General features: G+C 42.4%; 23 protein-coding genes. 16 read left to right on the top strand and 7 right to left on the bottom strand.

Features of this window, described 5'->3' with window-relative positions:
- Positions 1 to 154: 154 nt before the first annotated feature.
- Positions 155 to 1,060: a LysR family transcriptional regulator gene (locus tag ACIGBM_RS10640; protein ID WP_397477727.1), complete on the bottom strand. Its 906-nt coding sequence runs from the start codon at positions 1,058 to 1,060 to the stop codon at positions 155 to 157.
- Positions 1,061 to 1,197: 137 nt separating this feature from the next.
- Here ACIGBM_RS10640 and ACIGBM_RS10635 point away from each other — a divergent pair, with 137 nt between their 5' ends.
- The 3 genes from ACIGBM_RS10635 (at position 1,198) to ACIGBM_RS10625 (ending at position 3,359) form a co-directional block, all read left to right on the top strand.
- Complete coding sequence (locus ACIGBM_RS10635) at positions 1,198 to 1,578, top strand: DoxX family protein (protein ID WP_397477726.1); 381 nt, start codon at positions 1,198 to 1,200, stop codon at positions 1,576 to 1,578.
- Between the two features lie 346 nt (positions 1,579 to 1,924).
- A complete protein-coding gene (locus ACIGBM_RS10630) occupies positions 1,925 to 2,638 on the top strand; it encodes a pirin family protein (protein WP_397477725.1) in 714 nt (237 codons plus the stop codon).
- Positions 2,639 to 2,747: 109 nt separating this feature from the next.
- A complete protein-coding gene (locus tag ACIGBM_RS10625) occupies positions 2,748 to 3,359 on the top strand; it encodes a nitroreductase family protein (protein ID WP_057761493.1) in 612 nt (203 codons plus the stop codon).
- Positions 3,360 to 3,574: 215 nt separating this feature from the next.
- Here ACIGBM_RS10625 and ACIGBM_RS10620 read toward each other — a convergent pair whose 3' ends face one another.
- The 3 genes from ACIGBM_RS10620 to nadR form a co-directional block, all read right to left on the bottom strand.
- Positions 3,575 to 4,009: a DUF962 domain-containing protein gene (locus ACIGBM_RS10620; RefSeq protein ID WP_102091859.1), complete on the bottom strand. Its 435-nt coding sequence runs from the start codon at positions 4,007 to 4,009 to the stop codon at positions 3,575 to 3,577.
- A 393-nt stretch (positions 4,010 to 4,402) separates the two neighbouring features.
- Positions 4,403 to 5,134 (bottom strand): nicotinamide riboside transporter PnuC, encoded by a 732-nt coding sequence (gene pnuC / locus ACIGBM_RS10615; RefSeq protein WP_397477724.1) that lies wholly within the window; start codon positions 5,132 to 5,134, stop codon positions 4,403 to 4,405.
- Positions 5,135 to 5,413: 279 nt separating this feature from the next.
- Positions 5,414 to 6,472, bottom strand: coding sequence for a multifunctional transcriptional regulator/nicotinamide-nucleotide adenylyltransferase/ribosylnicotinamide kinase NadR (gene nadR, locus ACIGBM_RS10610; protein ID WP_397477723.1), 1,059 nt, complete (start codon positions 6,470 to 6,472; stop codon positions 5,414 to 5,416).
- Between the two features lie 738 nt (positions 6,473 to 7,210).
- On the opposite strand from nadR, the gene ACIGBM_RS10605 reads away from it, so the two are divergent.
- From ACIGBM_RS10605 to ACIGBM_RS10590, 4 genes are all read left to right on the top strand, one after another.
- Positions 7,211 to 7,423: a PspC domain-containing protein gene (locus tag ACIGBM_RS10605; protein WP_057761485.1), complete on the top strand. Its 213-nt coding sequence runs from the start codon at positions 7,211 to 7,213 to the stop codon at positions 7,421 to 7,423.
- A gap of 475 nt (positions 7,424 to 7,898) precedes the next feature.
- The gene (gene glyQ / locus ACIGBM_RS10600) at positions 7,899 to 8,900 is read left to right on the top strand and encodes a glycine--tRNA ligase subunit alpha (protein ID WP_397477735.1); all 1,002 of its coding nucleotides are present in this window, start codon (positions 7,899 to 7,901) and stop codon (positions 8,898 to 8,900) included.
- A gap of 9 nt (positions 8,901 to 8,909) precedes the next feature.
- Complete coding sequence (gene glyS / locus ACIGBM_RS10595; RefSeq protein ID WP_397477722.1) at positions 8,910 to 11,003, top strand: glycine--tRNA ligase subunit beta; 2,094 nt, start codon at positions 8,910 to 8,912, stop codon at positions 11,001 to 11,003.
- Positions 11,004 to 11,300: 297 nt separating this feature from the next.
- On the top strand, positions 11,301 to 11,591 hold the full coding sequence (locus tag ACIGBM_RS10590; RefSeq protein WP_224737782.1) for a hypothetical protein: 291 nt from the start codon (positions 11,301 to 11,303) through the stop codon (positions 11,589 to 11,591).
- Between the two features lie 78 nt (positions 11,592 to 11,669).
- Here the strand turns inward: ACIGBM_RS10590 and ACIGBM_RS10585 are convergent, their stop codons facing one another.
- The gene (locus ACIGBM_RS10585) at positions 11,670 to 12,131 is read right to left on the bottom strand and encodes a cell division protein ZapA (protein ID WP_397477721.1); all 462 of its coding nucleotides are present in this window, start codon (positions 12,129 to 12,131) and stop codon (positions 11,670 to 11,672) included.
- 108 nt (positions 12,132 to 12,239) lie between these two features.
- A complete protein-coding gene (locus tag ACIGBM_RS10580) occupies positions 12,240 to 12,680 on the bottom strand; it encodes a hypothetical protein (protein ID WP_397477720.1) in 441 nt (146 codons plus the stop codon).
- A gap of 212 nt (positions 12,681 to 12,892) precedes the next feature.
- Between ACIGBM_RS10580 and ACIGBM_RS10575 the strand changes: the two genes are divergently transcribed.
- The 5 genes from ACIGBM_RS10575 (at position 12,893) to ACIGBM_RS10555 (ending at position 18,147) form a co-directional block, all read left to right on the top strand.
- On the top strand, positions 12,893 to 13,546 hold the full coding sequence (locus tag ACIGBM_RS10575) for a UPF0149 family protein (protein WP_397477719.1): 654 nt from the start codon (positions 12,893 to 12,895) through the stop codon (positions 13,544 to 13,546).
- 48 nt (positions 13,547 to 13,594) lie between these two features.
- Positions 13,595 to 14,875: an acetylornithine deacetylase gene (gene argE, locus ACIGBM_RS10570; RefSeq protein WP_397477718.1), complete on the top strand. Its 1,281-nt coding sequence runs from the start codon at positions 13,595 to 13,597 to the stop codon at positions 14,873 to 14,875.
- A 175-nt stretch (positions 14,876 to 15,050) separates the two neighbouring features.
- Positions 15,051 to 15,779: a LysE family translocator gene (locus ACIGBM_RS10565; protein WP_397477717.1), complete on the top strand. Its 729-nt coding sequence runs from the start codon at positions 15,051 to 15,053 to the stop codon at positions 15,777 to 15,779.
- Positions 15,780 to 16,545: 766 nt separating this feature from the next.
- A complete protein-coding gene (locus ACIGBM_RS10560) occupies positions 16,546 to 17,760 on the top strand; it encodes an RtcB family protein (protein WP_397477716.1) in 1,215 nt (404 codons plus the stop codon).
- A 150-nt stretch (positions 17,761 to 17,910) separates the two neighbouring features.
- Positions 17,911 to 18,147, top strand: a complete 237-nt coding sequence (locus ACIGBM_RS10555) for a hypothetical protein (RefSeq protein WP_397477715.1) — start codon at positions 17,911 to 17,913, stop codon at positions 18,145 to 18,147.
- 101 nt (positions 18,148 to 18,248) lie between these two features.
- Here ACIGBM_RS10555 and miaB read toward each other — a convergent pair whose 3' ends face one another.
- Entirely contained in the window at positions 18,249 to 19,742 is a 1,494-nt protein-coding gene (gene miaB, locus ACIGBM_RS10550) for a tRNA (N6-isopentenyl adenosine(37)-C2)-methylthiotransferase MiaB (RefSeq protein ID WP_201570667.1), read from the bottom strand.
- 347 nt (positions 19,743 to 20,089) lie between these two features.
- On the opposite strand from miaB, the gene ACIGBM_RS10545 reads away from it, so the two are divergent.
- The 4 genes from ACIGBM_RS10545 (at position 20,090) to ACIGBM_RS10530 (ending at position 25,295) form a co-directional block, all read left to right on the top strand.
- Positions 20,090 to 22,222: a transglycosylase SLT domain-containing protein gene (locus tag ACIGBM_RS10545; protein WP_394124836.1), complete on the top strand. Its 2,133-nt coding sequence runs from the start codon at positions 20,090 to 20,092 to the stop codon at positions 22,220 to 22,222.
- A gap of 488 nt (positions 22,223 to 22,710) precedes the next feature.
- Positions 22,711 to 23,391 (top strand): hypothetical protein, encoded by a 681-nt coding sequence (locus tag ACIGBM_RS10540; RefSeq protein WP_227522950.1) that lies wholly within the window; start codon positions 22,711 to 22,713, stop codon positions 23,389 to 23,391.
- A 376-nt stretch (positions 23,392 to 23,767) separates the two neighbouring features.
- On the top strand, positions 23,768 to 24,751 hold the full coding sequence (locus ACIGBM_RS10535; RefSeq protein ID WP_101205831.1) for a malate dehydrogenase: 984 nt from the start codon (positions 23,768 to 23,770) through the stop codon (positions 24,749 to 24,751).
- Positions 24,752 to 25,055: 304 nt separating this feature from the next.
- Positions 25,056 to 25,295 carry a DUF2789 domain-containing protein gene (locus ACIGBM_RS10530; protein WP_057761462.1) on the top strand — a complete coding sequence of 80 codons (240 nt, stop codon included), beginning with the start codon at positions 25,056 to 25,058 and terminating at the stop codon, positions 25,293 to 25,295.
- The last annotated feature ends 58 nt before the right edge of the window (positions 25,296 to 25,353 follow it).

The raw sequence follows: 25,353 nt of genomic DNA, 5'->3' as shown, positions 1-25,353 counted from the left end.
TTAGACTATCTACCTTATGCATTCTTCTGTTATTTGTCATTGCTGCTGACATTGCTGTTTGGGTTCACGGGGCTGACGATTAGTCGGGTTAAAGAAGGTAATATGACTCAACACCAGTAGCGATTGATATCGTTAGGGATAACAGAAACATGGACTAATATTGATCCCAGTACGGATTGTCACCGAATTGCTCGGCAATAAAATCAATCAAGTAACGACAACGCTGCGACAAAAAACGATTCTTTGGATAAACAGCATAAGCCGTTAGGGTTGGCAATTGATAGCGTTGTAAGACAGGTACAAGCTCGCCAAGCGCCAGTTGTTTATAAGCAATAAAAGTCGGCACAAAAGTAATCCCATGGCCCTTGACTGCCAAATCCACTAAGAACTCACCATTGGTGGCTTTAATTTTGGCATCTATTGTACGATGATGACTTCTGCCTTCAGTATCCACCAAGTTTATACTATTGGTTTGACCGAGACTGTATTGCAAAAGCGCATGGTTGTCTAAATCGTCTAGCGTCTCAGGCGTGCCCATTCTTGCTAAATAGTCGGGACTGGCGCAAATCACACAACGAATCAATGCCAACTTTTTTGCTTGATAGCTAGAATCTTGTAGCTCTCCGATTCGAATGGCCAATTCATAGCCTTCTTCAATCAAATCGATACGTCGGTCAGAAAAATCCAGATCGAATTTCAGATTGGGATGTTTATTGGCGTATTTATCAATTACATCGTTCAGATGCATGAGTCCAAAGGACAACGGCGCTGTCATCTTTAGCGTACCTTCAATACGCATGGGAGCGTCAGTAGCATGCTCATTGACAGCGTCAACCGCACGCAAGATATCGTTCACTTGCTGATAATACTGCTCACCAGCTTGCGTCAATTTAGATTGGCGGGTAGTACGGCTGATTAATTGACTGCCTAAACGCTCTTCCAATTCTTTGAGTCGGCGACTGACGGCTGATTTTGCAATATTTAACTGCTCAGCAGCCTTGGTAATACTACCTGCCTCAACAATGCGTACAAACATCGCCATGTCTTCTAATTGACCCATTATCGATGCCTCATGATTGTTCTTACACCAAGAACTTATATTTGTGATTATTGCTGTTTATCCCATGCTAGTCAACGCCTATAATCGCGCTATTCTCTACTTAGAGACATGATTAAACACACTTTTGGAGCATCATTATGGACAAATTACAGCAATTTAGCGCACCGCTCGGTCGTCTATTATTATCAATCATTTTCATCTTTGCAGGCATTGGTAAAATCACAGACTATGCGACTACTCAAGGCTATATGGAGTCAGTAGGTGTGCCTAGTATGTTATTACCATTGGTAATCGCGTTTGAGGTACTAGGTGGTATCGCTATCTTGCTAGGTTATAAAGCTCGTCCAATCGCTTTCTTGTTTGCCGGGTTTAGCATCGTGTCAGCCATTATTTTTCACCAGTTCTGGGTTGATGAATCGCAAATGAATTCATTTATGAAGAACGTCGCGATAGCTGGTGGATTCTTAATGATTTTTGCTCATGGTGCGGGTGCTTACTCAATAGACAATAAACGATAAGCAATCAGTAGCTGAGTTACCTCTTATACGCTTACGAAGAACAATCATGAATGGATAATTTCAAATAAAGAGCGTCATAAAATTTTCACAGAAAACCTTAACAACAGACAGTTTTGTTATATAAGCATAACTTAAATTAATTTATATAAAGTTAGCTGTGCTAATATATGTAAAAAATCTATATTACGTTAAAACCGCTCTGATTGTTCTATAAAAAAGAATAGTTAATTGCATTTAGTGTTGTTTATCTATGTAGAATTAATAATTATAATAAGCCCATTGTTTAAATAGATTAATCGATAAGAAGTATATAGAGGATTAATCTGTTGATAGCTAAGGATAAATAATGAAAACAATCTATCATGCAGCAGACTCACGTGGCGATGCCAATCATGGCTGGCTTAAAAGCAGGCATACCTTTAGCTTTGCCAATTACCATAATCCTGAGCGCATGGGCTTTGGTGCCTTACGCGTCATCAATGATGATTTCGTCATTGGCGGTCAAGGGTTTGGCAAACACTCGCACCGTAACATGGAAATTATCAGTATTCCTCTATCCGGCAAGCTCGCTCACGGCGATAGTATCGGCAACGAGGGCATCATAGAAACTGGTGAAATTCAAGTGATGTCAGCGGGTACAGGCATTACCCATAGTGAAATGAATGGTGACGATGCAGAGGCTGTGAGGTTTTTGCAAATTTGGGTAATACCAAACAAAATGGATGTCGCACCGCGTTATCAGCAGGTGCATATGAGCGATATCATGCGACCTAACGAGTTTAGCCAAGTGCTATCACCTAATGCTGATGATGCAGGTGTTTGGATTCATCAAGATGCTTGGTTTAGCATGGGTGGTTTTGACGAAGGTGTATCGCAGACTTACCAGTTAAATGATCCTAACAATGGTGTCTACGTATTTGTCCTCAGCGGTGAAGTCGTGATAGGTGACAATACTTTGGTTAGTAGAGATGGTTTGGGTATTTGGGATACTCAGAGTTTTACGATGGACGCAACAGTAGCTAGCCGTGTGCTAGTGATGGAAGTACCGCTATTTATGTAGTCATTGAGAAGCAAAGCAATTTATCAATTAAAGTACTCATACCAATAAATATTAACGCTAAAAATTATTTTTATTAATAACTATTTTACTAACAACATGGAGAAACACTATGTCAGATTTAACAACATTACAGCAGCTAGCAGAAAAACGTCGTTCTATCTATGCGCTAAGCAACCAACTGCCAGTAGCTAATGACGAAATCGTAAAAATAGTTGAACATGCTATTTTGCACACGCCATCGTCGTTTAACTCGCAATCAACGCGCATCGTTGTATTGTTCGGCGATGATCATCGTAAGTTGTGGGATATGACCGAAGATACATTACGCGAAATCGTTGGTGACGAAGAGAAGTTTAAATCGACCAAAGAGCGTGTCAATGGTTTCCGTAATGGTGCTGGTACGGTACTGTTTTTTGAAGATCAAGCAGTCGTCAGAGGCATGCAAGAAGCAGCGCCACTATATGCTGACAACTTCCCAATCTGGGCAAGTCAAACCAGCGCAATGCATCAGTATGTTATCTGGACGGCACTAGCCAGTATCGATGTTGGCGCAAACTTACAGCACTACAATCCAGTAATCGATCAAAAAGTAGCTAGCGCTTGGGATATCGACAAAGACTGGACGCTAAATGCACAATTGGTATTTGGAACGATTGAGCAGCCAGCAGGCGAAAAAGCGTTCAAGCCAGTTGAAGAGCGTATGAAAGTTTTTGGTGCGTAAGATAGGTTAGTCTATTTTATATAGTCCCAAAACCTTAATAGCCCTAAAATCTCAATAGTCCTAAAAGCTTACGTAAAACAAAAAATGCCACTCAGTAATCTCTGGGTGGCGATTTTTTGTTGGTAATATTTTCTTATTGAGGGTCAATATTGTAGAGGCTATCAATAGCCTACAGCTAAGCTAAATTCCTGCAGAAATTACGCAGAGATTGACAACTATTTACGTTGCATCAAACTGTTAGCCACCCATGCTGGACCGATTAATAAAAACTGTAAATCTTTAAAGAAAGAAGGTTTTTTGCCTTCGATTTTATGACCAATGAACTGGCCAATCCATGCAACGACAAATACCGCTGCCCACGCTTTAAAGCCCCATGGCATCGCTGCCATCACTGACAGACAGATAAGGATAAACATTCCCATCGCTAAAAACAGTGGCGTAGATAAGCGCATATAAAACAGTAATACCAGTGCGCTTAGTACTAAGGTAAACCATACGGATAGCGACATGCCCATACCTAACAGGCTGACAAAGATGGTTGGCACACATAACCAATGGATTTTTTTATTGACCAAGTTTTGGTGACTGACAGAGTACTCACTCAGCCATTGCTCTAGCGTACGTTTGGACATTTTTGGTTGACGAGACATACTAACCTCCCTGCTAGTAAATAAGATAAGTAACTCATACTCGCTAATGGACTCGCTACTGATCTCAGTATGAAGACAATTGTTAATATCAGTTTTAGCACTAATTACGCCTGTCTACCATGTTATCTGATAGACGGTACAGTCAAGTTCATTCGTACTAGGGCGTATCCTCAATTCAATCGATAATTATCTAAATGGGTTAAAAATGGCTAAATCTTGCCAAACGGTGTCAAATAGCTGACTAATATCTCGATATTATCTGCGCCATTTTCCTTGTTTGACTGCAATTTATCTCATTTTTATCACCATTTTTAAAATGAGGATACGCCCTAATAGCAATATATCAGCAAGATTTTATTTAAACTCCTAAGGGGTTTTTCTATAAGAGACGCATTATCCCTGCTCGCTGCGATGCCATTCATACAGGCCGATAAAGGCGTTTACTTGATACACCATAGTCTGAATAGCAAAGATATAGTTGCCAGACATCAGATTCACGATGAGCCAGACAAAGTTGACGATAATCCACAACCACCAGTTAAATGAATAACGCAGAATCATAGCTGCCTGAGCGGTGATGGACAGCACAAACGCAATCACGTTAATCCAAAAGAAGGAGATAAACCCTAGAAACAGGCTGTTATCATCTTCTACGACCGCATAACCATAGCTCGCTAATAAATCATTTATCGTGGGAAAAAGGGCAAGTCCAATGATAATAAATGCAGCGGTGATTAACCAAACAGCCTTATTCGCTGATTTGGGTATCATGTCGCCCTCAGGATCGGTGTGCTTTGACCAATAAAAAATACCGTAAACATGGGTAAAAAAGTTAAATAGTGGAGCAAGCATCAAACCAACTGCGCCAGACGTTGCCTGCACAATGACTTCGCCAGCCGTTGCCCCCATACCAAAGCCATTGCCCATGACGTTTTTGCGAAATGATAGCGAGACCACGCAAACCAAACCAATAAATGAGACTGCTAAGTAAAACCAATCAAGCGTGGTATGATCCGTCGTGAGCCAAAAACCGGCGGACAAAGCAATAACACCGCAGATAAACCAAATGATAATCCATTGCATCGCCCATTTTCCGGTGATGTTGTCCAATAGCTGAATACGCATCGCTTTTCCCCTAAAGTAAATACTGATATCAATATAGTGCTAACTGTCATGTGTTAGTTAAATAACGTGTGCTAGTGAATAAATTATTATAAATATGCTTAGGGCGTGTCCTCAATTCAAACGAGTGTCCTCTAAATGGGCTAAAAACAGCTAAATTTTGCCAAACATCGTCAAATAGTTGGTCAATATCTCGATATTATCTGCACTATTTTCCTCGTTTGACGGCAATTTATCTCATTTTTATCACCATTTTTAAAATGAGGACACGCCCTAGTAAGTTTATGATTTTTTGCCATAGATATATTGATCAATCAATAATAATGCTTGCTGATAGCGAGCATCATAGTCGGGCTGATCGATCATATGCGGCGTAATATCGTGACGCGCAAAAATATCTATCAAACGCTGCTCAAAGCGTCCACGCGCTTCAGGCGTACCCAAAGATCGCATACCATCATCAACCCATGGCGTATTGTTATCTAACATAATGGTGTGGTCTAAACGAAACTCATCAATACAAGCAGCCACAAAAGGATGCGTGCGACCCTCGTATTCTTCACAAAATGCTTGCGTAGTGACAAAGTCAGTATCAACGATGGTGATAGGGGCAGTTGCATTGGCTTTAGCTTCCCGGATTGCCTCAGCATGATCAAGACAAATAGGGCCATAATCACTGTACTGTAATCCAACCTCGCTACCGCCCAAATCGGTGCCGACATATAGGCGTCCCATTTCTAGGGCAAAGCTAGCACCATAATAATTGGCAAGCTTATGGACTAGCGTTGTCTTACCTGAGCTTTCACCGCCGACGATAGCGACAGTCTTGGTATAGTCGACGCGCGCTTGCGGATGAAGTGCTGACCAGTAGGCGACTGGATCACGCGCAATCGCATAAGAGTCAAATTCGGGCTGTAGCGGCGTAGTAACGACTGGCAAAAGCAGCTGCTCTTGTATGTCATTGCGAGTGAGCGGATGGTTGTCCGCCATAAACAATACAGTCTCTGCTGATAGTGATAATGCATCCATCAAACGTTGTAATTTGGCATTGCTAGCAGCGACATCGATACTGACATCATCGCTAGTGCTATACAGATGTTCGTGCAGCGGTAGCTCTATCTCATGGGTAGTATGAATATGAATAAATGGCAAGTCGGCACAGGCCATCTGTAGCCAACGTGCTTTGTCTTGTAAGGTGATGGTAAAATCAGGATGCGGCAATGGATGCGCCATAATAACGATATGCAAGGTTTTGGCTTGTCCTGCTGCATTCAATATGCTGCGCATCTGCCCTAAGTGCAGGGGCTCAAAATGTCCAATCATTAATCCAGTGTCGTACATAGTTATCCTTATTATTTTAATCTCAGTGTTCCATGTCTATTTCAAAAACTACGACTAATACTGTTTGAGTTGAATGCGCCAAACTAGACATCTATCAAGATCCAAAGTAGACACCTATTAAGAATCGTAATACCAACCACGTTCTTTACTTCTACTATTTTTCGTAAAGGTACTTTTACCTAATAGTTGAGCAGTGTCCTAGTTTTCATCATAGAACATCTGAAAACCTAAGTTTCTAATCAGCATGGTATAAAGGTTTTGGATGATTTGCAGGTGGGTTATTGTAAAAATAAGGTATATCGAACGTACAAGGAATCGCACGTTTTTTAATTGAGAATTTTTTAACTGAGTAAAATTGGTTAGCTAAAATATTATTCAGACTATCAAAAGTTTGACTCAATTTTAGCGTTATAAAGCGAGCTTATCTCTTTGATTAAATTAAAAATAACGAGATACGTGAAGCTAAATTGCAAGGTTATAGCAACAAAGGCAGTTTTGAAACATTTTGAAATAACTATTTAAAATCAGGGGCTTGCATGGTGCTATGACAGATTAGGGTAAGCTTGAGTAGCATAAACTCACAAAGTACTGCTATACCTTCAACAGATAAATCCTGAATTATTGATATACTGATTCGTAGGTTAGCAAAGCAAGATAATGTTTTAGCTAAATGTGTAAGACTGTTAGAAAAATAGAATAAAAAAATAAACAAGAATAGAAAATAGAGAGGTATTTGATTTGGCTAAGTTAGCAAAATTACATCGCTCACCAAACAATCGCATGATAGCAGGTGTGATGGGTGGCATTGCAGAGTATGCTGGTTGGTCGCCAACATGGGTGAGAGTATTATTTGTAATCATCTCATCATTAAGTGCAGCAGTACCAGGCATTTTGATTTATATCATCCTATGGATAATTATGCCAAAGGCCAATAGTCAGTCTTATCAATAATAGGAGTCTGATAATTGTTTTCAAAATTAGCTTTTTTAAAATTAGCTTTCTTGAACCAGTTAAAGAGTCATGTTTAAGTTAGACGTAGTTGCTAAAAGCAGTAGACCTCCAAAAAATAAAAAGCCTGATCAATCAGGATGCCCAAGATACAATTTTCCTCCTGCCCGAATGCTAGCGCATTTGGGTATTTTTTTATTCATTATATTAGTGCGAATTCTATGATGATTTGCCTGCAAATACGCTATACAACTGAGATTTTGTGCTCACTATGCAAATTTAGTTGATGTAAATATGGATAAAATAGTCAATTTTTAGTAAGGTGAGCAGGCAGATAGAGTCGTTGCCGAATAGGTCGCGCGAGCGCTATCAGAGATTTATTTAATAATACTCATTTCACAGTGGCTTTACTATGAAAACCGAAACTATGACATCCCAAGCGATAACCCCGATGACCCAAGATAAAGACTCTCAACCGATGACTTTTCAAGATTTAATCTTAACTTTGCAAAATTATTGGGCCGATAAAGGCTGTGTTGTATTGCAGCCCTACGACATGGAAGTCGGTGCAGGTACTTTTCATACCGCGACGTTTTTGCGCTCGTTAGGTCCTGAGCGTTGGAATGCGGCCTATGTACAGCCATCACGTCGTCCTACTGACGGGCGCTATGGTGATAACCCGAACCGCCTGCAGCATTATTATCAGTTCCAAGTTGTACTAAAGCCAAATCCACCGAACATCCAAGAGCTGTATCTGGACTCACTACGAGCCATTGGTATTGATCCATTGGTGCATGATGTGCGCTTTGTAGAAGACAACTGGGAATCGCCAACGCTTGGTGCATGGGGACTTGGTTGGGAGATTTGGCTAAACGGCATGGAAGTCACGCAGTTCACGTACTTCCAGCAAGTCGGTGGTATCGAGTGTTTCCCAGTCACTGGCGAAATCACTTACGGACTTGAACGTTTGGCTATGTATGTACAGGGCGTCGATAGCGTTTATGATTTGGTCTGGGCAGATGGTGAGTTTGGCCGTGTCACGTATGGCGATGTTTTTCATCAAAACGAAGTCGAGCAGTCTACCTACAACTTTGAGCACGCTGATGTGCCGATGATGGGCGAGATGTTTGACTTTTATGAGCAACAAGCCGACAAATTGGTCGATGCAGGATTGCCGTTACCAGCTTATGAGATGGTATTAAAAGCATCTCATGCCTTTAACTTGCTTGATGCACGCGGCGCTATTTCAGTGACTGAGCGTCAGCGTTTTATCCTACGTGTGCGTACACTTGCTCGTAAGGTTGCTTTTGGTTATGTCGAAGCTCGTGCCAAATTGGGCTTCCCATTGGCTGATGAAGAACATCGCCAAGCCGCACTTGATAAGTATTTGCCAAAAGAAGACGTGGCAGCAGACAGCTTAGCAGTAGACAACTCAGCAAAAGAAACTACTGACACTAATCAATCTACTAACGATAAATAGGAGCATCCCATGAGTACTATTCTATTTGAACTGGGGTGTGAAGAGCTACCTCCAAAGAGCCTAAAACCACTACGTGATGCGCTACAAGCCAGTGTCACTGAGCAATTGACGGCAGCAGATATCACCTTTGATAGTATCAAAGCTTTTGCTGCTCCGCGCCGTTTGGCAATTCAGATTCAAGGTATTAGCGATAAGCAGCCTGATCGTACTGAGCAAAAACGCGGACCAGCGATTAAAGCGGCGTTCGATGCAGAGGGTAACCCAACACGTGCGGCGATGGGTTTTGCCAAAGGTTTGGGTATTGAAGCTAGCGAGCTTACGACGATTAATACCGATAAAGGTGACTATGTAGGTTTTGAGCAAACTATCCGTGGTCAAGCGACCACTGAGCTACTGCCTGCTATTTTTCAGACTGCGCTAGATAATTTGCCGATAGCCAAACGTATGCGCTCAGGTGCTAGCCGTGATGAGTTTGTGCGTCCAGTACAGTGGGCAGTATTGATGCAGGATGATACTGTCATCGATGCCACTATCCAAGGTCATCAGACTGGTACACAAACACGTGGTCATCGCTTCCACAGCCCTGATTATCACAATATTTCTCATGCTAATGATTATGAAGAGTTACTAAGTGGTCTAAAAGTAGTAGCAGATTTTGATAAGCGTCAAATGCTGATCAAAAACCAAGTCAAAGCATTGGCAGATGAAGTCAATTCTGATGCCATCGTACCGCAAGATTTGTTAGACGAAGTCACCGCATTGGTCGATTTCCCAATTGCACTACGAGCAAGCTTTGAAGCGCGCTTTTTACAAGTACCGCAAGAAGCGCTTATCTCGACCATGCAAGCGGATCAAAAGTATTTCTGCTTGACGGATAAGACTGGCAAATTGCAGCCGTATTTCATTTTTATCACCAATATTGAATCAAAAGATCCTAACCAGATTATTGAAGGTAATGAAAAAGTTGTGCGTCCACGTTTGGCTGATGCAGAGTTTTTCTTCTTGCAAGATCAAAAGCAGCCATTGTTTGCACTCACAGAAAGCCTAAAAAATCGTGTATTCCAAGATAAGTTGGGGACGATTTGGGAGAAGTCTGAGCGTATTGCTAAGCTTGCTGCGTTTATCGCCACGTTGATGCAGCAGCAAGGCCACGATATCAATGTTGATGAAACCGTACGTGCGGGCATTTTGTCTAAAGCAGATTTGGCCAGCTCGCTTGTCGGCGAGTACCCTGAATTACAAGGTATCGCAGGTACGTATTATGCGCGTCTAAATGACGAGCCAGAAGCGGTTGCCGCAAGTTTAGAAGAGCAGTATCTACCTAAGTTCAGTGGCGATGTATTACCACAGACACCGATTGGCATTTGCTTAGCATTAGCTGATCGTTTGGATACATTGGTTGGTATTTTTGCGATTGACCAAGCACCGACGGGTTCAAAGGATCCGTTTAGCTTACGTCGTTCTGCTATTGGTATCTTGCGTATTTTGATCGAAAAGCAGTTGCCGATTAATCTGGTAGCGCTCGTTGAGCAAGCGATTAAAGGCTATAGCGATGCTGAAGGTAGCAAGATTGCCAAAATGGGTGATACCTTTACCCAAGTCATGGCATTCCTAAACTCGCGCTACCGTGCGATGTATACAGAGCAGGGCGTTAGCGTCGATACGATTCAGGCAGTACAAGCGATTAACCCGCATATGCCGCTTGATTTTGATCAGCGTATCCGTGCAGTTCAAGCATTTAGCGAGCTGTCACAAGCGTCGATGTTGGCTGATTCAAACAAACGCGTTGCTAATATATTGGCCAAGTCAGAAGTGAGCGTGGCTGATACAGTCGATGAAGCACTACTGTCTGAATCTGCTGAGCAAAATTTATATGCAAATGTGCAGCAAGCCCAGACAGTGGTACAACCATTGCTGGAACAAGCGAACTATACGCAAGTATTACAAACGCTGGCTAGCTTAGATGAGCCGTTGACCCAGTTCTTTGATCAAGTAATGGTCAATAGTGAAGATGCTGCGCTTAAAAACAATCGCTTGGCACTACTAAAACAGGTTCGCGCCTTGTTCTTGACGGTAGCTGATATCAGTGAGCTACAGCTGTAACCCTGCTAAAACCTGATAGTTACTTTAACCTGATTGTTGTTTTAAATTGACGGTTACTTTTGATAAAAAACCTGGCTTATCATGGCCAGGTTTTTTGTTATACAGTTGACTGATTTGTTAGTAGGTTTATCTAGTGGATATAACCAGTCCGTTAACGCAATCAGCAATTAAACGGTAAAGGCATTGTATTATCGCTATTATTGACGGTAAAATTTATGCTATCAAAACGTCTTAACTAATCTTATTTAGTAGATTTCATTATTTCTCACGTTTACCCGTAATCGAAGGAGCACTGCCGTGTTTGCTGTTATTATCGTCATCCTTATTATCTGGGCTTCAATGTGGGCTTTTTATAAGTTTATGTACCCGCGTGCACCTAAGAGTATGATGCCAAAAGAGGGGGATGTGACCACTCCGCGTCAGTGTAATTTCTGTGGCAACAGCTTGGCTGAATATCGCGGTGTACTTGAAACCAAACCAAGTACAGCTACCGATGGCAATGTTGAAGCGAACCAAGAATTGTTCTTTTGCAATTATGAGCATCAGGCAGACTTTCATGCAGGCAAGACCTACACGCCTTATGCATAAATAGATAAATGATTGACCATAAAAAAGCGCCTAACTTTATTAACTAGGCGCTTATATGTTTAATACAGTACGATGCATCTACAGAATAGAATGAGCATCTTTCATGATTTTATTGAGCAATGCCTCGGACTGTTTGTCTTTCTGCAAGCGATCTTCATCACTTCTTTGATTGGCATGGATTTTTTCATACAGGTTTAAGCAGCACAGTACCAGTATGCTTTCTTGGCTAAGGCTTGGCGCATCTCTTTTTAGATCGAGCGCATAGTTGTTGATATACGAAACCGCTGACAGTAGCTCTTCTTGCTCATGTACTGGACAAAAGATTGGATAAGTAACCCCAGCAATTGCAATATCAACTTTTTTGATTTGTGGTTCTGGTGCTTTAGGTGTTTTGGTATTAGATTGTGCCATGGCGCTTGATATATTTGATGCTGCTGGTGCTGTTTTTTGCACTGGTATTGGCACACTTGTTGCTGGCGCACTTGGCGCTTGAGTATTTTTTGGTTGTTTTTCTATCGATTTGCTTTGGTCATCGGTCATGATAAATCCTACAATGTCTGGTCAGTGAAATGAGTGATATCAGATTTTACAAATAGCGTTGGGCAGCTCAATAAGCAGTACGTCTTTGCTATCTGCTACAAGAAAACGTTAGCCTTCTGCTTGATCGATACGGGTTAGGCGTTGTAATACGACTTGCGTACGCTCGGCTGCCAATTGGTTCTTCTTTTGCAGCTCACTGTTTTGTTGTTTGATGTCGCTATACTGCTGCTTTAGCTCATTATTTTGTTGTTGCAGCTCGCTGTTTTGTTGTTGTAATTGGCTGATCTGTTTTTGCAGTTTGTCTTGTTCTTCACCGATCATATGGTGCGCTTCTGCAAGACTCTGATAACGCTTGTCGAGATCGTTCAGTTGTTTTTTGGCACCGTCACGTTCGTTATGACTGTTGTCTAATTTGGTTTTTAGAGCGGCAAATTCTTTTGAATCAGTAACAGGGTGTTGTTTTAAGCTGCTAAGTTCAGCACTGACAAGCTGATACTGTTTTTTGATGTCGAGTACCATTTTTTCTAATATTCTAAGTTGATCATACATAGTCAGTTTTTATCCTTAACAAGTAAGCGTGAATGAATTTTGTTCGCTGCATTTAATAATGCCATAGGTGACCGCATAATATCTATATCAACAAAGTAATTACAAGCATCGGGCTTTGTCTTTTCACTTTTATTTATCGATGATTTGTCCATGACATTTTATCGCGACTATTTTTATTTTATAAGCAGTAATCAATTACTAGGACATCTATTATGAATGATAATATCTCTGGCTGGAATACTTGGCTGACTGCGTTTGATGATTGGACTGACGTGTCTATCAGCGAAGTGCATGGCATGATGACAGGGCTTATGACGGCTTGTAATGCACCTGACGAAGCAACTTGGGCTAAGGTATTTGAAGAGCTCAGCTTTGCTCCATTACCAGAGCCTGCATTGACCTTGCTAACAGAAGAAGCAGAAGACACCGTGTTTCAGCTAAAAGACAAAGATGATGCCTACGCGTACATGCCGCTCATCCCAGATGATGAACATGATTTATACGAGCGCGTGATGGCGTTGAAACAGTGGGCAAACGGTTTTATGACCGGTTTTGGTATTACTGATTGTGGTTTGACCAGTGAAGAAAACGAGATGTTATCGGATTTGGCTAAGATTGGCGCAATTCGTCTCGAAGATGATGAGGATTTTGAAGGTGGGGAAGAGTCTTATCTTTATATCTATGAATTTGCTCGTATGGTACCCGTAAGTTTTGCCACGCGTAAACGCAAGGCTGTCAAAGATATCGCGCTCATCGCTGGTTTGTCTATCGATGCCAAAACAACCAAAGAGCTACAGGCAGAAGGTAAGCTACCAAAACCAATGCCGCCAGTGGTGGATGTGATGAACCATAACAATCCATCGTAAGGCAGCTCTGACACATCATAGTTCTGAAAATTGTAGTAAGGATATTTTATGATCCAAAATAACAGTAGTAATAGCGACAACGTCAGTAATAGCGATAACGTTGACAGTAGCAGCGATGTCCAGCTGAAAAGTGTCGAACATCCTACTCAAAGCCTTGATTGGCTAACACGTCTCATCGCCTTTGATACGGTCAGTCGTCACTCTAATTTGGCTTTGATTAACGATGTAAGGTCGTACTGTGAGCAGTTGGGTTTGACGGTAGATTTGACCTTTAATGAAGCTAAGACCAAAGCCAATTTGTTTGTGACTGTACCAGCTGGTGAAAACGCTGATATTATCAATAACGGTCTGGTCTTATCAGGTCATACCGACGTTGTGCCAGTTGATGGACAAGCATGGTCTTCAGAGCCGTTTACCGCGACAATACGTGGTGATAAGCTATATGGACGCGGTGCATGTGATATGAAGGGCTTTATTGCTTGTGCACTAACGGTATTGCCGCAAGCCGTGCAGTTGTCAAACAGTGGTCAGCTACGTCGTCCGTTGCATTTGGCATTGTCGTTCGATGAAGAGGTTGGCTGCTTGGGTGCGCCATTGATTTTGGCAGACCTAAAAGCACGCGGTATCACGCCTGATTATTGTATCGTTGGTGAGCCAACTAACATGGCTATGGTAGTTGCACACAAAGGCATCGCAGTTTATCGTTGCCGTGTACATGGCAAGTCGGCACATTCGTCATTAATCGCACAGGGTGTCAACGCTATTAGCTATGCTAGCAGATTGGTTGGCTATGTAGATACGCTTGCTGAGGAGCTGAGTGCTCGTGATGATAACGATGCGTTATTTACAGTGCCTTATTCGACATTGTCAGTAGGTACCATACATGGTGGTACAGCGACCAACATCGTACCCAACCTATGCGAGTTTACTTTTGACTATCGTAACCTGCCGCACATGACGCAAGACGATATACTAGCGCCTATTCAGGTAAAAATCGCTGAGCTAAATGCGCAAATGCAAGCGCGCGCGCCAGAAACTGGCATTGAGCTGATGCAAGAAGAAAGCGTCCCAGCAATGACAGATGACGATAGTGCTGAGCTACAATCGTTAATCGCTGCGCTGACAGGGGATAATGAGCGTCATAAAGTGGCTTACGCGACTGAAGGCGGTCAGTTTACCAATGCAGGTATCCCAACGATTATCTGCGGCCCTGGTAGTATTGAACAGGCGCATAAAGCGGATGAGTATGTAGAGCTTAGCGAAATTGAACGCTGTGATGTATTCTTAAAGAAGCTGTTAGATAGCTGTACGACTCAGCCGTCCATGTAATCGTAATTCTTCAGAAGAATGCGTGTCGTTCCTTTAATGATTTCTGCGAGAATTTTTGATATATAGGTATAAATGACACCGTCTTAATGGCGGTGTTTATTTTTTAGTCGCATATTTAAGTCGTATAGCCTTTCATATTAGAACCATTTACACATGACAAAGTAGGGGTGGGTTGATGTCTTGGCATCTGTTTGCAGTGTTTTTCGCAAGTACGTTTTTTATCTCAGCGACCCCTGGTCCTAATATGCTGCTGGCATTTCAGTATGGCATGAACTATGGCGTCAAACGAACCTTATGGACGCTAGCAGGTCTGAGCCTTGGCTTGTTTGTATTACTGCTATCGACACTGCTTGGCTTGGACGTAATCAGTCGCCAGTCACCGTGGCTACTGACTATTATCAAAGCCGTGGGTGCGGCATACTTAATCTATTTGGGTATTAGCTCATGGCGCGATGCTGGCGACGGTAGTTTGATGAGTGATGCCAAAGAGTTAAGTGCCGAGGTAGCAGCAGACTATGCTGCCACTAATGGCGCACCTAGTACACCGCAGCCGCGTTCGCTCTCTAGTGCTGCTACTAAAATAGCGCCGAGCAACACTAGCTTGTTTCGTACTGGTGTTTGGGTATCATTATCTAATCCGAAAGCTATCTTGTTCTTTGCGGCCTTTTTCCCTAAATTTATCAATTTTAGTGCGCCACTATGGCCACAATATGTTCTATTGACCATCGGCTTGTTTTTGAGCGAAACGATTTGGCAAATCGTATATACGCTAGGTGGCAAAAAGCTGGCAAGTTGGCTCGATGTAGGTAATCGCTTAGCATGGCTCAATCGTGGTTGCGGCATTATCTTTATCATAATTGCAGCGGCTTTGTTTGCTGAAGTAATTAATAGTTTTATGGTATAAAAATTTATTAGTTATTATTTGAAATAATTACTCTATTAAATTAATAGTCTCGGGTATTGCGTTTTTTTTGTTATTTAAAAATTAATAGTTGACAATATTTTTTAAATCGTTATTATTATCTCACTGATTTATAGTCTTGCTATAAATTTCTAATAAATCTGCTACTGTCGCCCTGACATTAGCCATAACCTATGGAGGAATCATCGTGTCCTATATAACTGTTAAGACGTTTTTAAAGATTGAATGTATGAAAAGTATGACAACAATGAAGACTTCGAAAAGGTTTGGCTAAATTTATATATAGCTATTGAGTGATATTCAATCTATTCATATCAATGAATAGCCTCCTATATATACTCGCTCCATCCTTCTTCTAAATCTACTTTGTCAAAATAGCGATGCGATAGTGCTAAGTAGTTTCGTGCTTGCTATTATCTGTTTATCCAACATTCTGCTGTATCTTTATTACCAAAAAATTATTCACGCTAATATTTAGCGATTGTCTACCTGTGCGCATAATTTTTACGCCCTTATTTTTGGTATGAAAGATTCTTCTTTAAAACGTCCATAATAAATCAGCCATGAATTTTTATTGATTTTTAATTAATAAAAATATGGTTTTTTATTGCCTATTATTTCTTAGCTAATAATTTTTTCTTATTAAACGTTACGTTTAATCGAGACAGATGAGTAATGTCTAAAAAATTTAATAGGCGAATTAGAAAAGTATATGGCTTTAATAATAAAAAAATGGAAATAATAAATTATGAGCATTCAATTAGTATTAAACGAAAATCGTAAACATGGCGTACCCGTCAAGATTTATACCTCGGACGTTGAGCAAGGTGCGATGCAGCAGTTACGCAATTTAGCCCAGCTAGAGTTTGTACATTCACATATTGCAGTGATGCCCGATGTGCACGTTGGCAAAGGCGCAACAGTCGGCAGCGTGATACCGACCAAGTCAGCCATCATTCCTACCGCAGTAGGGGTAGACATTGGCTGCGGTATGAACGCAGTACGTTTGTCACTGACAGCGAGTGATCTGCCTGATAGCTTACGGTCGTTACGATCGATCGTTGAGCAACAAGTGCCAGTCGGCTTCAACATGCACAAGCAAATCCAAGCCAAGAACTCAACGCTTGACCCACTAGGAAAACGCCTAAAACCGATTACTGATAAACACCCGGGTTTACTCAAAATGCTCAAAGGTTTTGAGCGTACTTGGGCAAAGCAGTTGGGTACATTGGGTGGTGGTAATCACTTTATTGAGTTGTGCTTGGATGAAAACAATGATGTCTGGGTTATGCTGCATTCTGGCAGCCGCGGCATCGGTAATTGTATAGGTCGCTATTTCATCAACCTTGCCAAAAAAGAACGTCAATCTCGCTTTGGTCATGTGCCAGATCGAGATTTGTCTTACTTTGCCGAAGGGTCTGATAGCTTTGCCGATTATGTCGAAGCAGTAGGCTGGGCGCAGGACTACGCGTTAGAGAACCGCCGTGAGATGATGCGTCTTGTCATTAAGTCATTGCAGTCGCCACAAGCAGGGTTGCCACGATTTCAGCTGACCAAAGAAGCCATCAATTGTCATCATAATTATGTTAATGAAGAGGTGCATTTCGGTGAGCAAGTCTATGTGACGCGTAAAGGTGCGATCAGTGCTTATGAAGGTGAGCTTGGGATTATCCCGGGATCTATGGGCGCAAAATCCTTTATCGTACGTGGTCTGGGCGCAGAAGAATCGTTTTGCTCATGTTCACATGGGGCAGGACGACAGATGAGCCGAGGTAAAGCTATGCGAGCATTCACCATCGACGAGCTAAAAGCGCAGACGGATGGCGTCGAGTGTCGCAAAGACAAAGGTGTCATAGATGAAATACCCGAAGCGTATAAAGACATCGATGAAGTGATGGCCAATCAAACGGATTTGGTTGAGGTGGTGCATACGTTGAAGCAGGTTATGTGTATTAAAGGCTAACGAGTAAAACCATAGCGAGTCACGACAGTGTCAATCTAGCTAAATGTACTAAGTGTACTATTTGCGCTCGATTTCCTAGTCGTGACTTCACTATGCTGTCACTCGAATATATAAAACAGATTTAGATCTATTAAAAATATAGGTAAAAATATGAGCTTAAAACAAACCTTAAAAAAGGCCAAGCAGATTGAACGGCAGTTAGAACGTCAAGATGTGACAGGTGCGCAACACTCGCTAAGCACTGTCAAACCACGTAATTATTTGGCGCTTGATCCACTATTAAGAAAAGGTGGTATGCACGAAAAAGAAGATATCGATATCATCCGCAAAAAACGTCGCCGTGAGACCAAGCAGCAGTTACGGAAGACAGATTGGTTATCAGAATAGTGATGGTTAACATTAACCCACAAAAAAACCGTTCGCTATTATAGTGAACGGCTTTTTTATTCTTACTCAAATTTATAACTTAACTACTATTACCTTAACCACTAGGCCAATACTTCGATTAGCTCACCTTTTACCATGTGCGGGCTGACGAAATCAGTAATACGCACGCTCACGAGTTTACCCAGCAGCTCATCCATTTTTTCGACATCATGAGGGAACATGACAGTACGAGTGTTATCTGCCGTACCGATTAAGCAGTCAGGATGACGATTGGCAACTTGTTCAACCAAGACGCGAGTCGTGGTACCAACCATTTCATGAGTTTTGGCAAGTGTTGAGTCAATGATGACTTTTTGGAACTCAGCTAAGCGAGCCTTTTTAGTAGTGAAGCTCACATCATCTGGCAACTCAGCGGCTGGCGTGCCTGGACGTTTAGAGTAGATAAAGCTGTAAGAGTGATCGAAGTTCAGCTCTTTCGCCAAGTTCAAGGTATCTTGGAAGTCTTGATCAGTTTCACCAGGGAAGCCAATGATAAAGTCGCTCGACAAGTGAATATCTGGACGAATGGTTTTTAGCTTATTAATCTGATTGATATAAACGTCGATTGTATGGTTACGTTTCATCGCTGCCAAGATAGCGTTTGAGCCACTTTGAACCGGTAGATGTAAGTGCGATACTAGCTCTGGCAATTGTGCATAGGCATCAATGATGTCATCAGTGAACTCTAGCGGATGGCTGGTCGTATAGCGAATACGCTCGACACCGTCGACATGCGAGACATAATGCAATAGCTCAGCGAAACGGCAAATGCTGCCATCGTCTTTTTCGCCACGATAGCCGTTGACGTTTTGACCCAATAGGTTGATTTCACGGATACCTTGAGCGGCAAGGCTGTCAATCTCAGCCAATACGTCATCAAGTGGACGTGATAATTCTTCACCGCGCGTATAAGGCACCACGCAAAATGAGCAATACTTTGAGCAGCCTTCCATAATAGAGACAAATGCTTTGTAGCCTTCTACTCTTGGCTCTGGCAAAAAGTCAAACTTTTCGATGCTAGGGAATGACACGTCAATTGTGCCAATACGGTTTTTAGGCGCGATTTCACGTTGCTCATTTGATTGATCGTATAGCTCTGGCAGGCGATGCAAGGTTTGCGGGCCAAATACCATATCGACATAAGGCGCACGCTTTTGAATATTATCGCCTTCTTGTGAAGCGACGCAGCCACCAACGCCAATGACAAGGTCAGGGCGTTTTTCTTTTAGTTTGCGCCAGCGGCCCAATTCTGAAAAGACTTTTTCTTGCGCTTTTTCGCGGATAGAGCAGGTATTCATTAACAATACGTCGGCCTCATCGATATCATGAGTCACTTCCATACCATGCGAATCGCCGAGCACGTCTAGCATTTTGCCAGAGTCATAGACATTCATCTGACAGCCTTGGGTCGTGACAAAGACCTTTTTTGTCGCTGCTTTTTCGACGGGTGCTTGGACTGAACTTGCTTCTTTGAGTGCAGTGACAGCACGTGCGGTGACAGTCGTCTCAGCAACAGCATCGTCATCGATGCGGGGATTGAATACAGTAACACTCATAAGGATAAGTCCATGATTGACCAAAAATATAGCGGAGTAGCCGATTAACAGGTGGCGTATTTTATCACAACCCTGTGCCAATGTGAAAAATTAGCACGAGCGATAGCTCCTCAATATGATAAATAATTCATAGCAGTATCAATTATTTACTGTCGTTCATATTACTATTCATAAAAACTGCGGCTCGTTATCACTTCTATGTTACACCGTGCTGTCCTATTTATTAACAAAAGGTAAAGGAGATAGTTGAAAGCACAATGAGTATAGTATGATGATTGCTATACCCTTGGCGGTACTTAGCGAACCGTTATTCACATATTTGTAGAGATATCATAAAGAGAGTCAGTATGACAAAGTTGCGTGTTGCGCATAGCATCAAGGATGAAGAGTCTATCAGTCAAAAACACGCGTCAAAGCGAATCACAGTAGGTACGCTACGGTTGAGCGCGTTGAGCGTGGCAACAGCGGTCAGTGCACTTGGTGTGTCACAAGTCGCTTGTGCCGAGTTGACATGGGGCGATGAGGAAAGCTACCAACAAGAAAGTAACTATCAACAAGATTATCAGAAAGACAGTAGTATTGACTCATTTATGGCAGCCGCTATCGCCGCAGATCGTGGTGATGTGAGTGCGCTCTATAATTATGAGCAGGTCATGAGTGGCGGCTTGTTTGCGATGTATCCCACTTATTGGCGTATGAATCTAGACCTCAATTCACAGAGTTCAGCAGCTGTCTCGCAGTTTGTGCGTCAGTATCCAGATACGGTTATGGCTGAGAAATTGGTGGCTGATTTTGCGGAGACCAAAGCGGGGTCGAATGATTATGCCTCGGTTAGACAGGTAGCCAATTTGATTACCAATGCGGATGCCAGTGAGCGCTGTGCGGTTGCGCTTGGGTTCAATAATGGTGGTGACACCATGCGTGCTATGGCAGCCAAATCTGATGTGTGGCTGACCACCAAAAAGCAACCAGCATTGTGCGATCAGCTAGCGATGGAGATGAACAACAACGCGCTAATTAGTAATCAAGATCGTGCGGCTCGTCTCAAGCGTATGCTACGTAAAGGCAAGACTGGTGATATTATGGCATTGTCCTCACGTCTTGGTACGCCAATTGCTTATTCGGCGCTCAGTGAAATTCAGCTAAATCCGTCTTCTTTCTTTAGCCGTTTTGGTCGTGAGCCTGCAAGCCAAACCAATCAATACCTATATATGTATGCAATCGGCCGTATGGCTGATAAGTCTTATCGTGAGGCGGCGCTACAGTTAGACTTTGATATCAAACAAGACAATCAGCGCGCGGTCAGATTGTTGAATGACGAAACCCGACGCTATGCTTATCGTACGCTTGGCGTACAGCGTATGAATCACAACACTGACGATGGGTTTAACGCTGAAGCAGTCGATTGGTTCCGCAACAGTTTGGACAATGACTTTAATTTTGAAGAAGCTGAAGATTACGCTATGGCGGCGATTCGCTTCGGTCGTTGGGATGATGTGGTAGAAGCTATCTCAAAAATGGATGGCGAAACGCAAAAAGAAGCCCAGTGGCAGTATTGGCTAGCTCGTGCGTATGAGCAGTCAAGCGATAGTAGCAAGCGTAATACGTCCAAAAAAATGTATCAGAACCTAGCAAAGAGTAATGACTACTATGGTTTGATGGCAAAAGATAAAATAGGGCAGCGTTTCGATGCCAGCCGTTTAGGTGGTAGTAATTTGCCTAATGTTAGTACTGCTGACCGCGCGCGTGTCATGCAAGACGCTAACTTCGCTCGTGCGTTTGCGTTATACAACTCTGAGGCTAGTCGTGCTTATGCCAATCGCGAGTGGAACTGGGCGGTGAAGCAAGCTCGTGATAATCGTGATGACAATTTGATTATTGCCGCTGCTCGTCAAGCCTATGATATGGGCTGGCTCGATCGAGCGATTTATGCGGTTGATAATACTGATAGGGTGGATAGCTTAGCACTCTCGCATCCAATGCCGCATCAAAGCGCAGTCGTACGTTATAGTGAGGCAGCAGGTATTGATCCAGCATGGGCGTACGGTATTATGCGTCAAGAAAGCCGTTTCGTATCTTCTGCGCGCTCAAACGTAGGCGCGAGTGGACTGATGCAAGTCATGCCTGATACCGCAAAATATATCGCTCGTAACCTAGGCGAGACGTATAGTGCGAGCCGTGCCAATAGCGGTGATACCAATATCCGCTATGGTACGTGGTATATGGGTGATATTTTGGGCAAACTCAATTATCAGCCAGTATTGGCAACCGCAGGCTATAATGCTGGACCTAATAATGCCAAACGCTGGCAGCCAGTTTATGGCTCACTTGCTGCAGATCAGTATGTAGAGTCGATTGCATTTCCTGAGACACGTAACTATGTCAAACACGTGATGGAAAACGCCACTATCTACAGCAGTCTATTGGGTCGTGGTCAGCCGATTACTCAGCGTATGGGTACGGTGCCAGCTGGCTTTTAATCACTGAACTTGCATTTGATAAACCACTAATGATTTATTGTTAGTGGTTTATTTTTATCTACTGATTTGCTTTGTCAATTGATCAACTCTGATTTGCCCAAGCAGCACTCATCTAGCTAAAATAAATTTCATATTTTTTATCCTTCAGTACTTTATAAACATTTATCGAGCTTCCTGACGATGTCGTCAACGTTTACGTTTTTGCTATAGATTAAAAAAAACGTTTTGTTACCATTGCCTTAATGGGAAACCCTATTTTTCAGTCTTGTTCTTAGGTCAATACGTGTTTTATGTATCGCGTCTAATGATTTAAGTTATAGCCTATGTCTTATCATTGCTAACTAACTGCCTTCAGTCCTATGATCAAAAAATATTTTAGTCTGTCTACGTCGCCAAAAACCAAATATTCGTTATCTAATCGGATATGCTTTTTATCGAAGGCAAATACAAAGACAGATACAAACCTGAGCAACAAGGCTGCTAACTCTATGATGCGATTGCGTGCAGGTTTGGCTAGCAAACACCGTGTAGGTAGTACTAAAGCAACGATGAGCTTCGGCGCTTTAATACTTATACAAGGCGTTATACTGCTACCAGCACAGGCGGCTAGCACGGTTAAGACTGGTCAGCGCGTATTGATGATTGAGATGACCCCAGCATTATGTAATATGCAGCCAACGCGGGCACGTATGCGTCAGTGTTTAGAAGGGTATTCATTGACCGTATCTGGTCTGGATATGGGATATGGCGAGCGCTGCGGTCGTGGTAGTGAGCCACGTCTCACACCGCTACAACTAAAAGTCGTTAACCGAATCATGCCTGACACAACGGTACGTAGCCAAACGTGGCAACGTTACGGAGCCTGTAGTCCGCTTAGCGCTAGCAGTTACTTTCGGCAGATTACTAACTATGCAGGTGGATTAAAGCTACCGAATGAGCTAAATACGGGTAATAGTTATACCGTTTCCAAATCACGATTTATCAGTCAAATGACCCGTCTCAATAGTGGTATGTCATCAAACAGTGTGGATCTCATCTGTCAAGAAGGCAGCCGTCGCCAATCGATACTTACTGATATACACGTGTGTTATGAAGGTAGTGATTTTGGGACTTGTCATGACGTTATAGACAGCTGTGGCAGTAAATTTATCATTTCAGGTGGACGATAGCCTTTACTTAGTTACCTGCTCAAACTTCTTTTTTGATACCATTTTTCATTTCACTTAGCCCAACTTAATAGTGCAAATTGCCTATTTTGACCATTGTATCTACGTATAATACAGTGAAAATATGCTTTAGTTATCATGTACTGAAACCCTCTAGCGCTTTATTCGTAAGCGCTTAGCCTCTATAGAGCTCCTCTCGTATAAAATGTAACAATATAATCCCTGACGGGTCTATGACTGTATCTAGACGGTCACTGCGATGAAGTGCTACACTAGCTCTCGGTTTATACATGCTGCTATGCGGCAAACAAGTCGATATCTAAAATGATAATCGTTCATTAGAATTATCTAATAATTAATTAGGGAGTATTCAATGTCAATGAAACAGCCTTTACGTGTTGCCGTCACTGGTGCCGCTGGTAATATCAGCTACGCGATGCTATTTCGTATTGCATCTGGCGAGATGCTAGGTAAAGATCAGCCAGTTATTTTGCAATTACTTGAAATTACGCCAGCTCTTGACGCCCTAAAGGGTGTGGTCATGGAACTAGAAGACTGTGCATTCCCATTGTTGGCTGGTATCGTCCAAACTGACGATGCTAACGTCGCATTCAAAGATATCGATTATGCTTTACTGGTTGGTGCACGTCCTCGTGGCCCAGGTATGGAGCGTAAAGATTTGCTAGAAGCCAACGCTGCGATTTTCTCAGCACAAGGTAAAGCATTGAACGAAGTCGCTAGCCGTGATGTAAAAGTATTGGTAGTCGGTAACCCTGCCAACACGAACGCACTTATCGCTCAGCGTAATGCACCAGATCTTGATCCACGCAACTTCACTGCAATGACTCGTCTAGACCATAACCGTGCTATGGCACAGTTGGCTGGCAAGACTGACAGCACTGTAAATGACGTGAAGAAAATGATCATCTGGGGCAACCATTCGTCAACTCAGTATCCAGATCTAACCGCTTGTACAGTAAACGGCAAGCCTGCGCTAGATTTAGTTGATCGTGAATGGTACGAAGCGACTTATATCCCAGAAGTACAACAGCGCGGTGCTGCGATCATTAAAGCTCGCGGTGCATCATCTGCCGCTTCTGCTGCCAACGCTGCTATCGCACACATGCGTACGTGGGCGCTAGGTACTGATGAAAACGATTGGGTATCTATGGGCGTTTACTCAAACGGCGAATATGGTATTGCTGAAGGTTTGATCTACTCATTCCCATGCACATGCACTAACGGCGACTGGTCTATCGTAGACGGCGTTGATGTATCATCAGATTTCTCAAAAGAGAAAATGGCTGCCACTGAGCAAGAGCTTAGTGAAGAGCGTGATGCAGTAGCACATTTACTACCGTAAATCTAAGCTGCTATCCAGTAAGCTATGATGTAAGTAGTAAAGATAAGTAGTACAAAAAAGCCCTCTTAAATATGAGGGCTTTTTTTATGTCTATAAGAAATAGGCAGATGAGAGCAATTTAATCATCATTTTGAACGAATAAAATCAGTTTACCGTTAATACAATTGATAACGTTAGATAAACGTTGATTAACAGCTATTAAAATAAAGCTTGCTACAATGAATGTGTCAATTTGAATAATAAGCACATTAAACAATAAGTACGAATAAGTACGACCATATTCGTACCATTTAAGGAGAAAATTATGTTGGGTGAACCAGAATATAGTATGAATGAGTTATTTGCTCAGTTAGGTCTAGACAGCTCTGATGAAGCAATTGATAATTTTATCGCAGCAAATCAATTAGCTAGCGAAGAAAAACTGACAGAGGCTAGCATTTGGACGGATAATCAGCGTATGTTCCTGCAGGAAGAATGGCAAAAAGATGCAGCATGGGTAGAAACCATCGACGAGCTAAATGTCCGTTTGCATCCTGACGCATAAAGACTTATAAGCATATTTAAAGAACCCCGTGATAGTCTTAATATCGCGGGGTTTTTTA

This window comes from Psychrobacter sp. NPDC077938, from assembly GCF_044542635.1.
Lineage (GTDB): Bacteria > Pseudomonadota > Gammaproteobacteria > Pseudomonadales > Moraxellaceae > Psychrobacter.
Note: the sequence above shows the minus strand (reverse complement) of the source record. Positions and strands in the feature narration are given on the sequence as shown.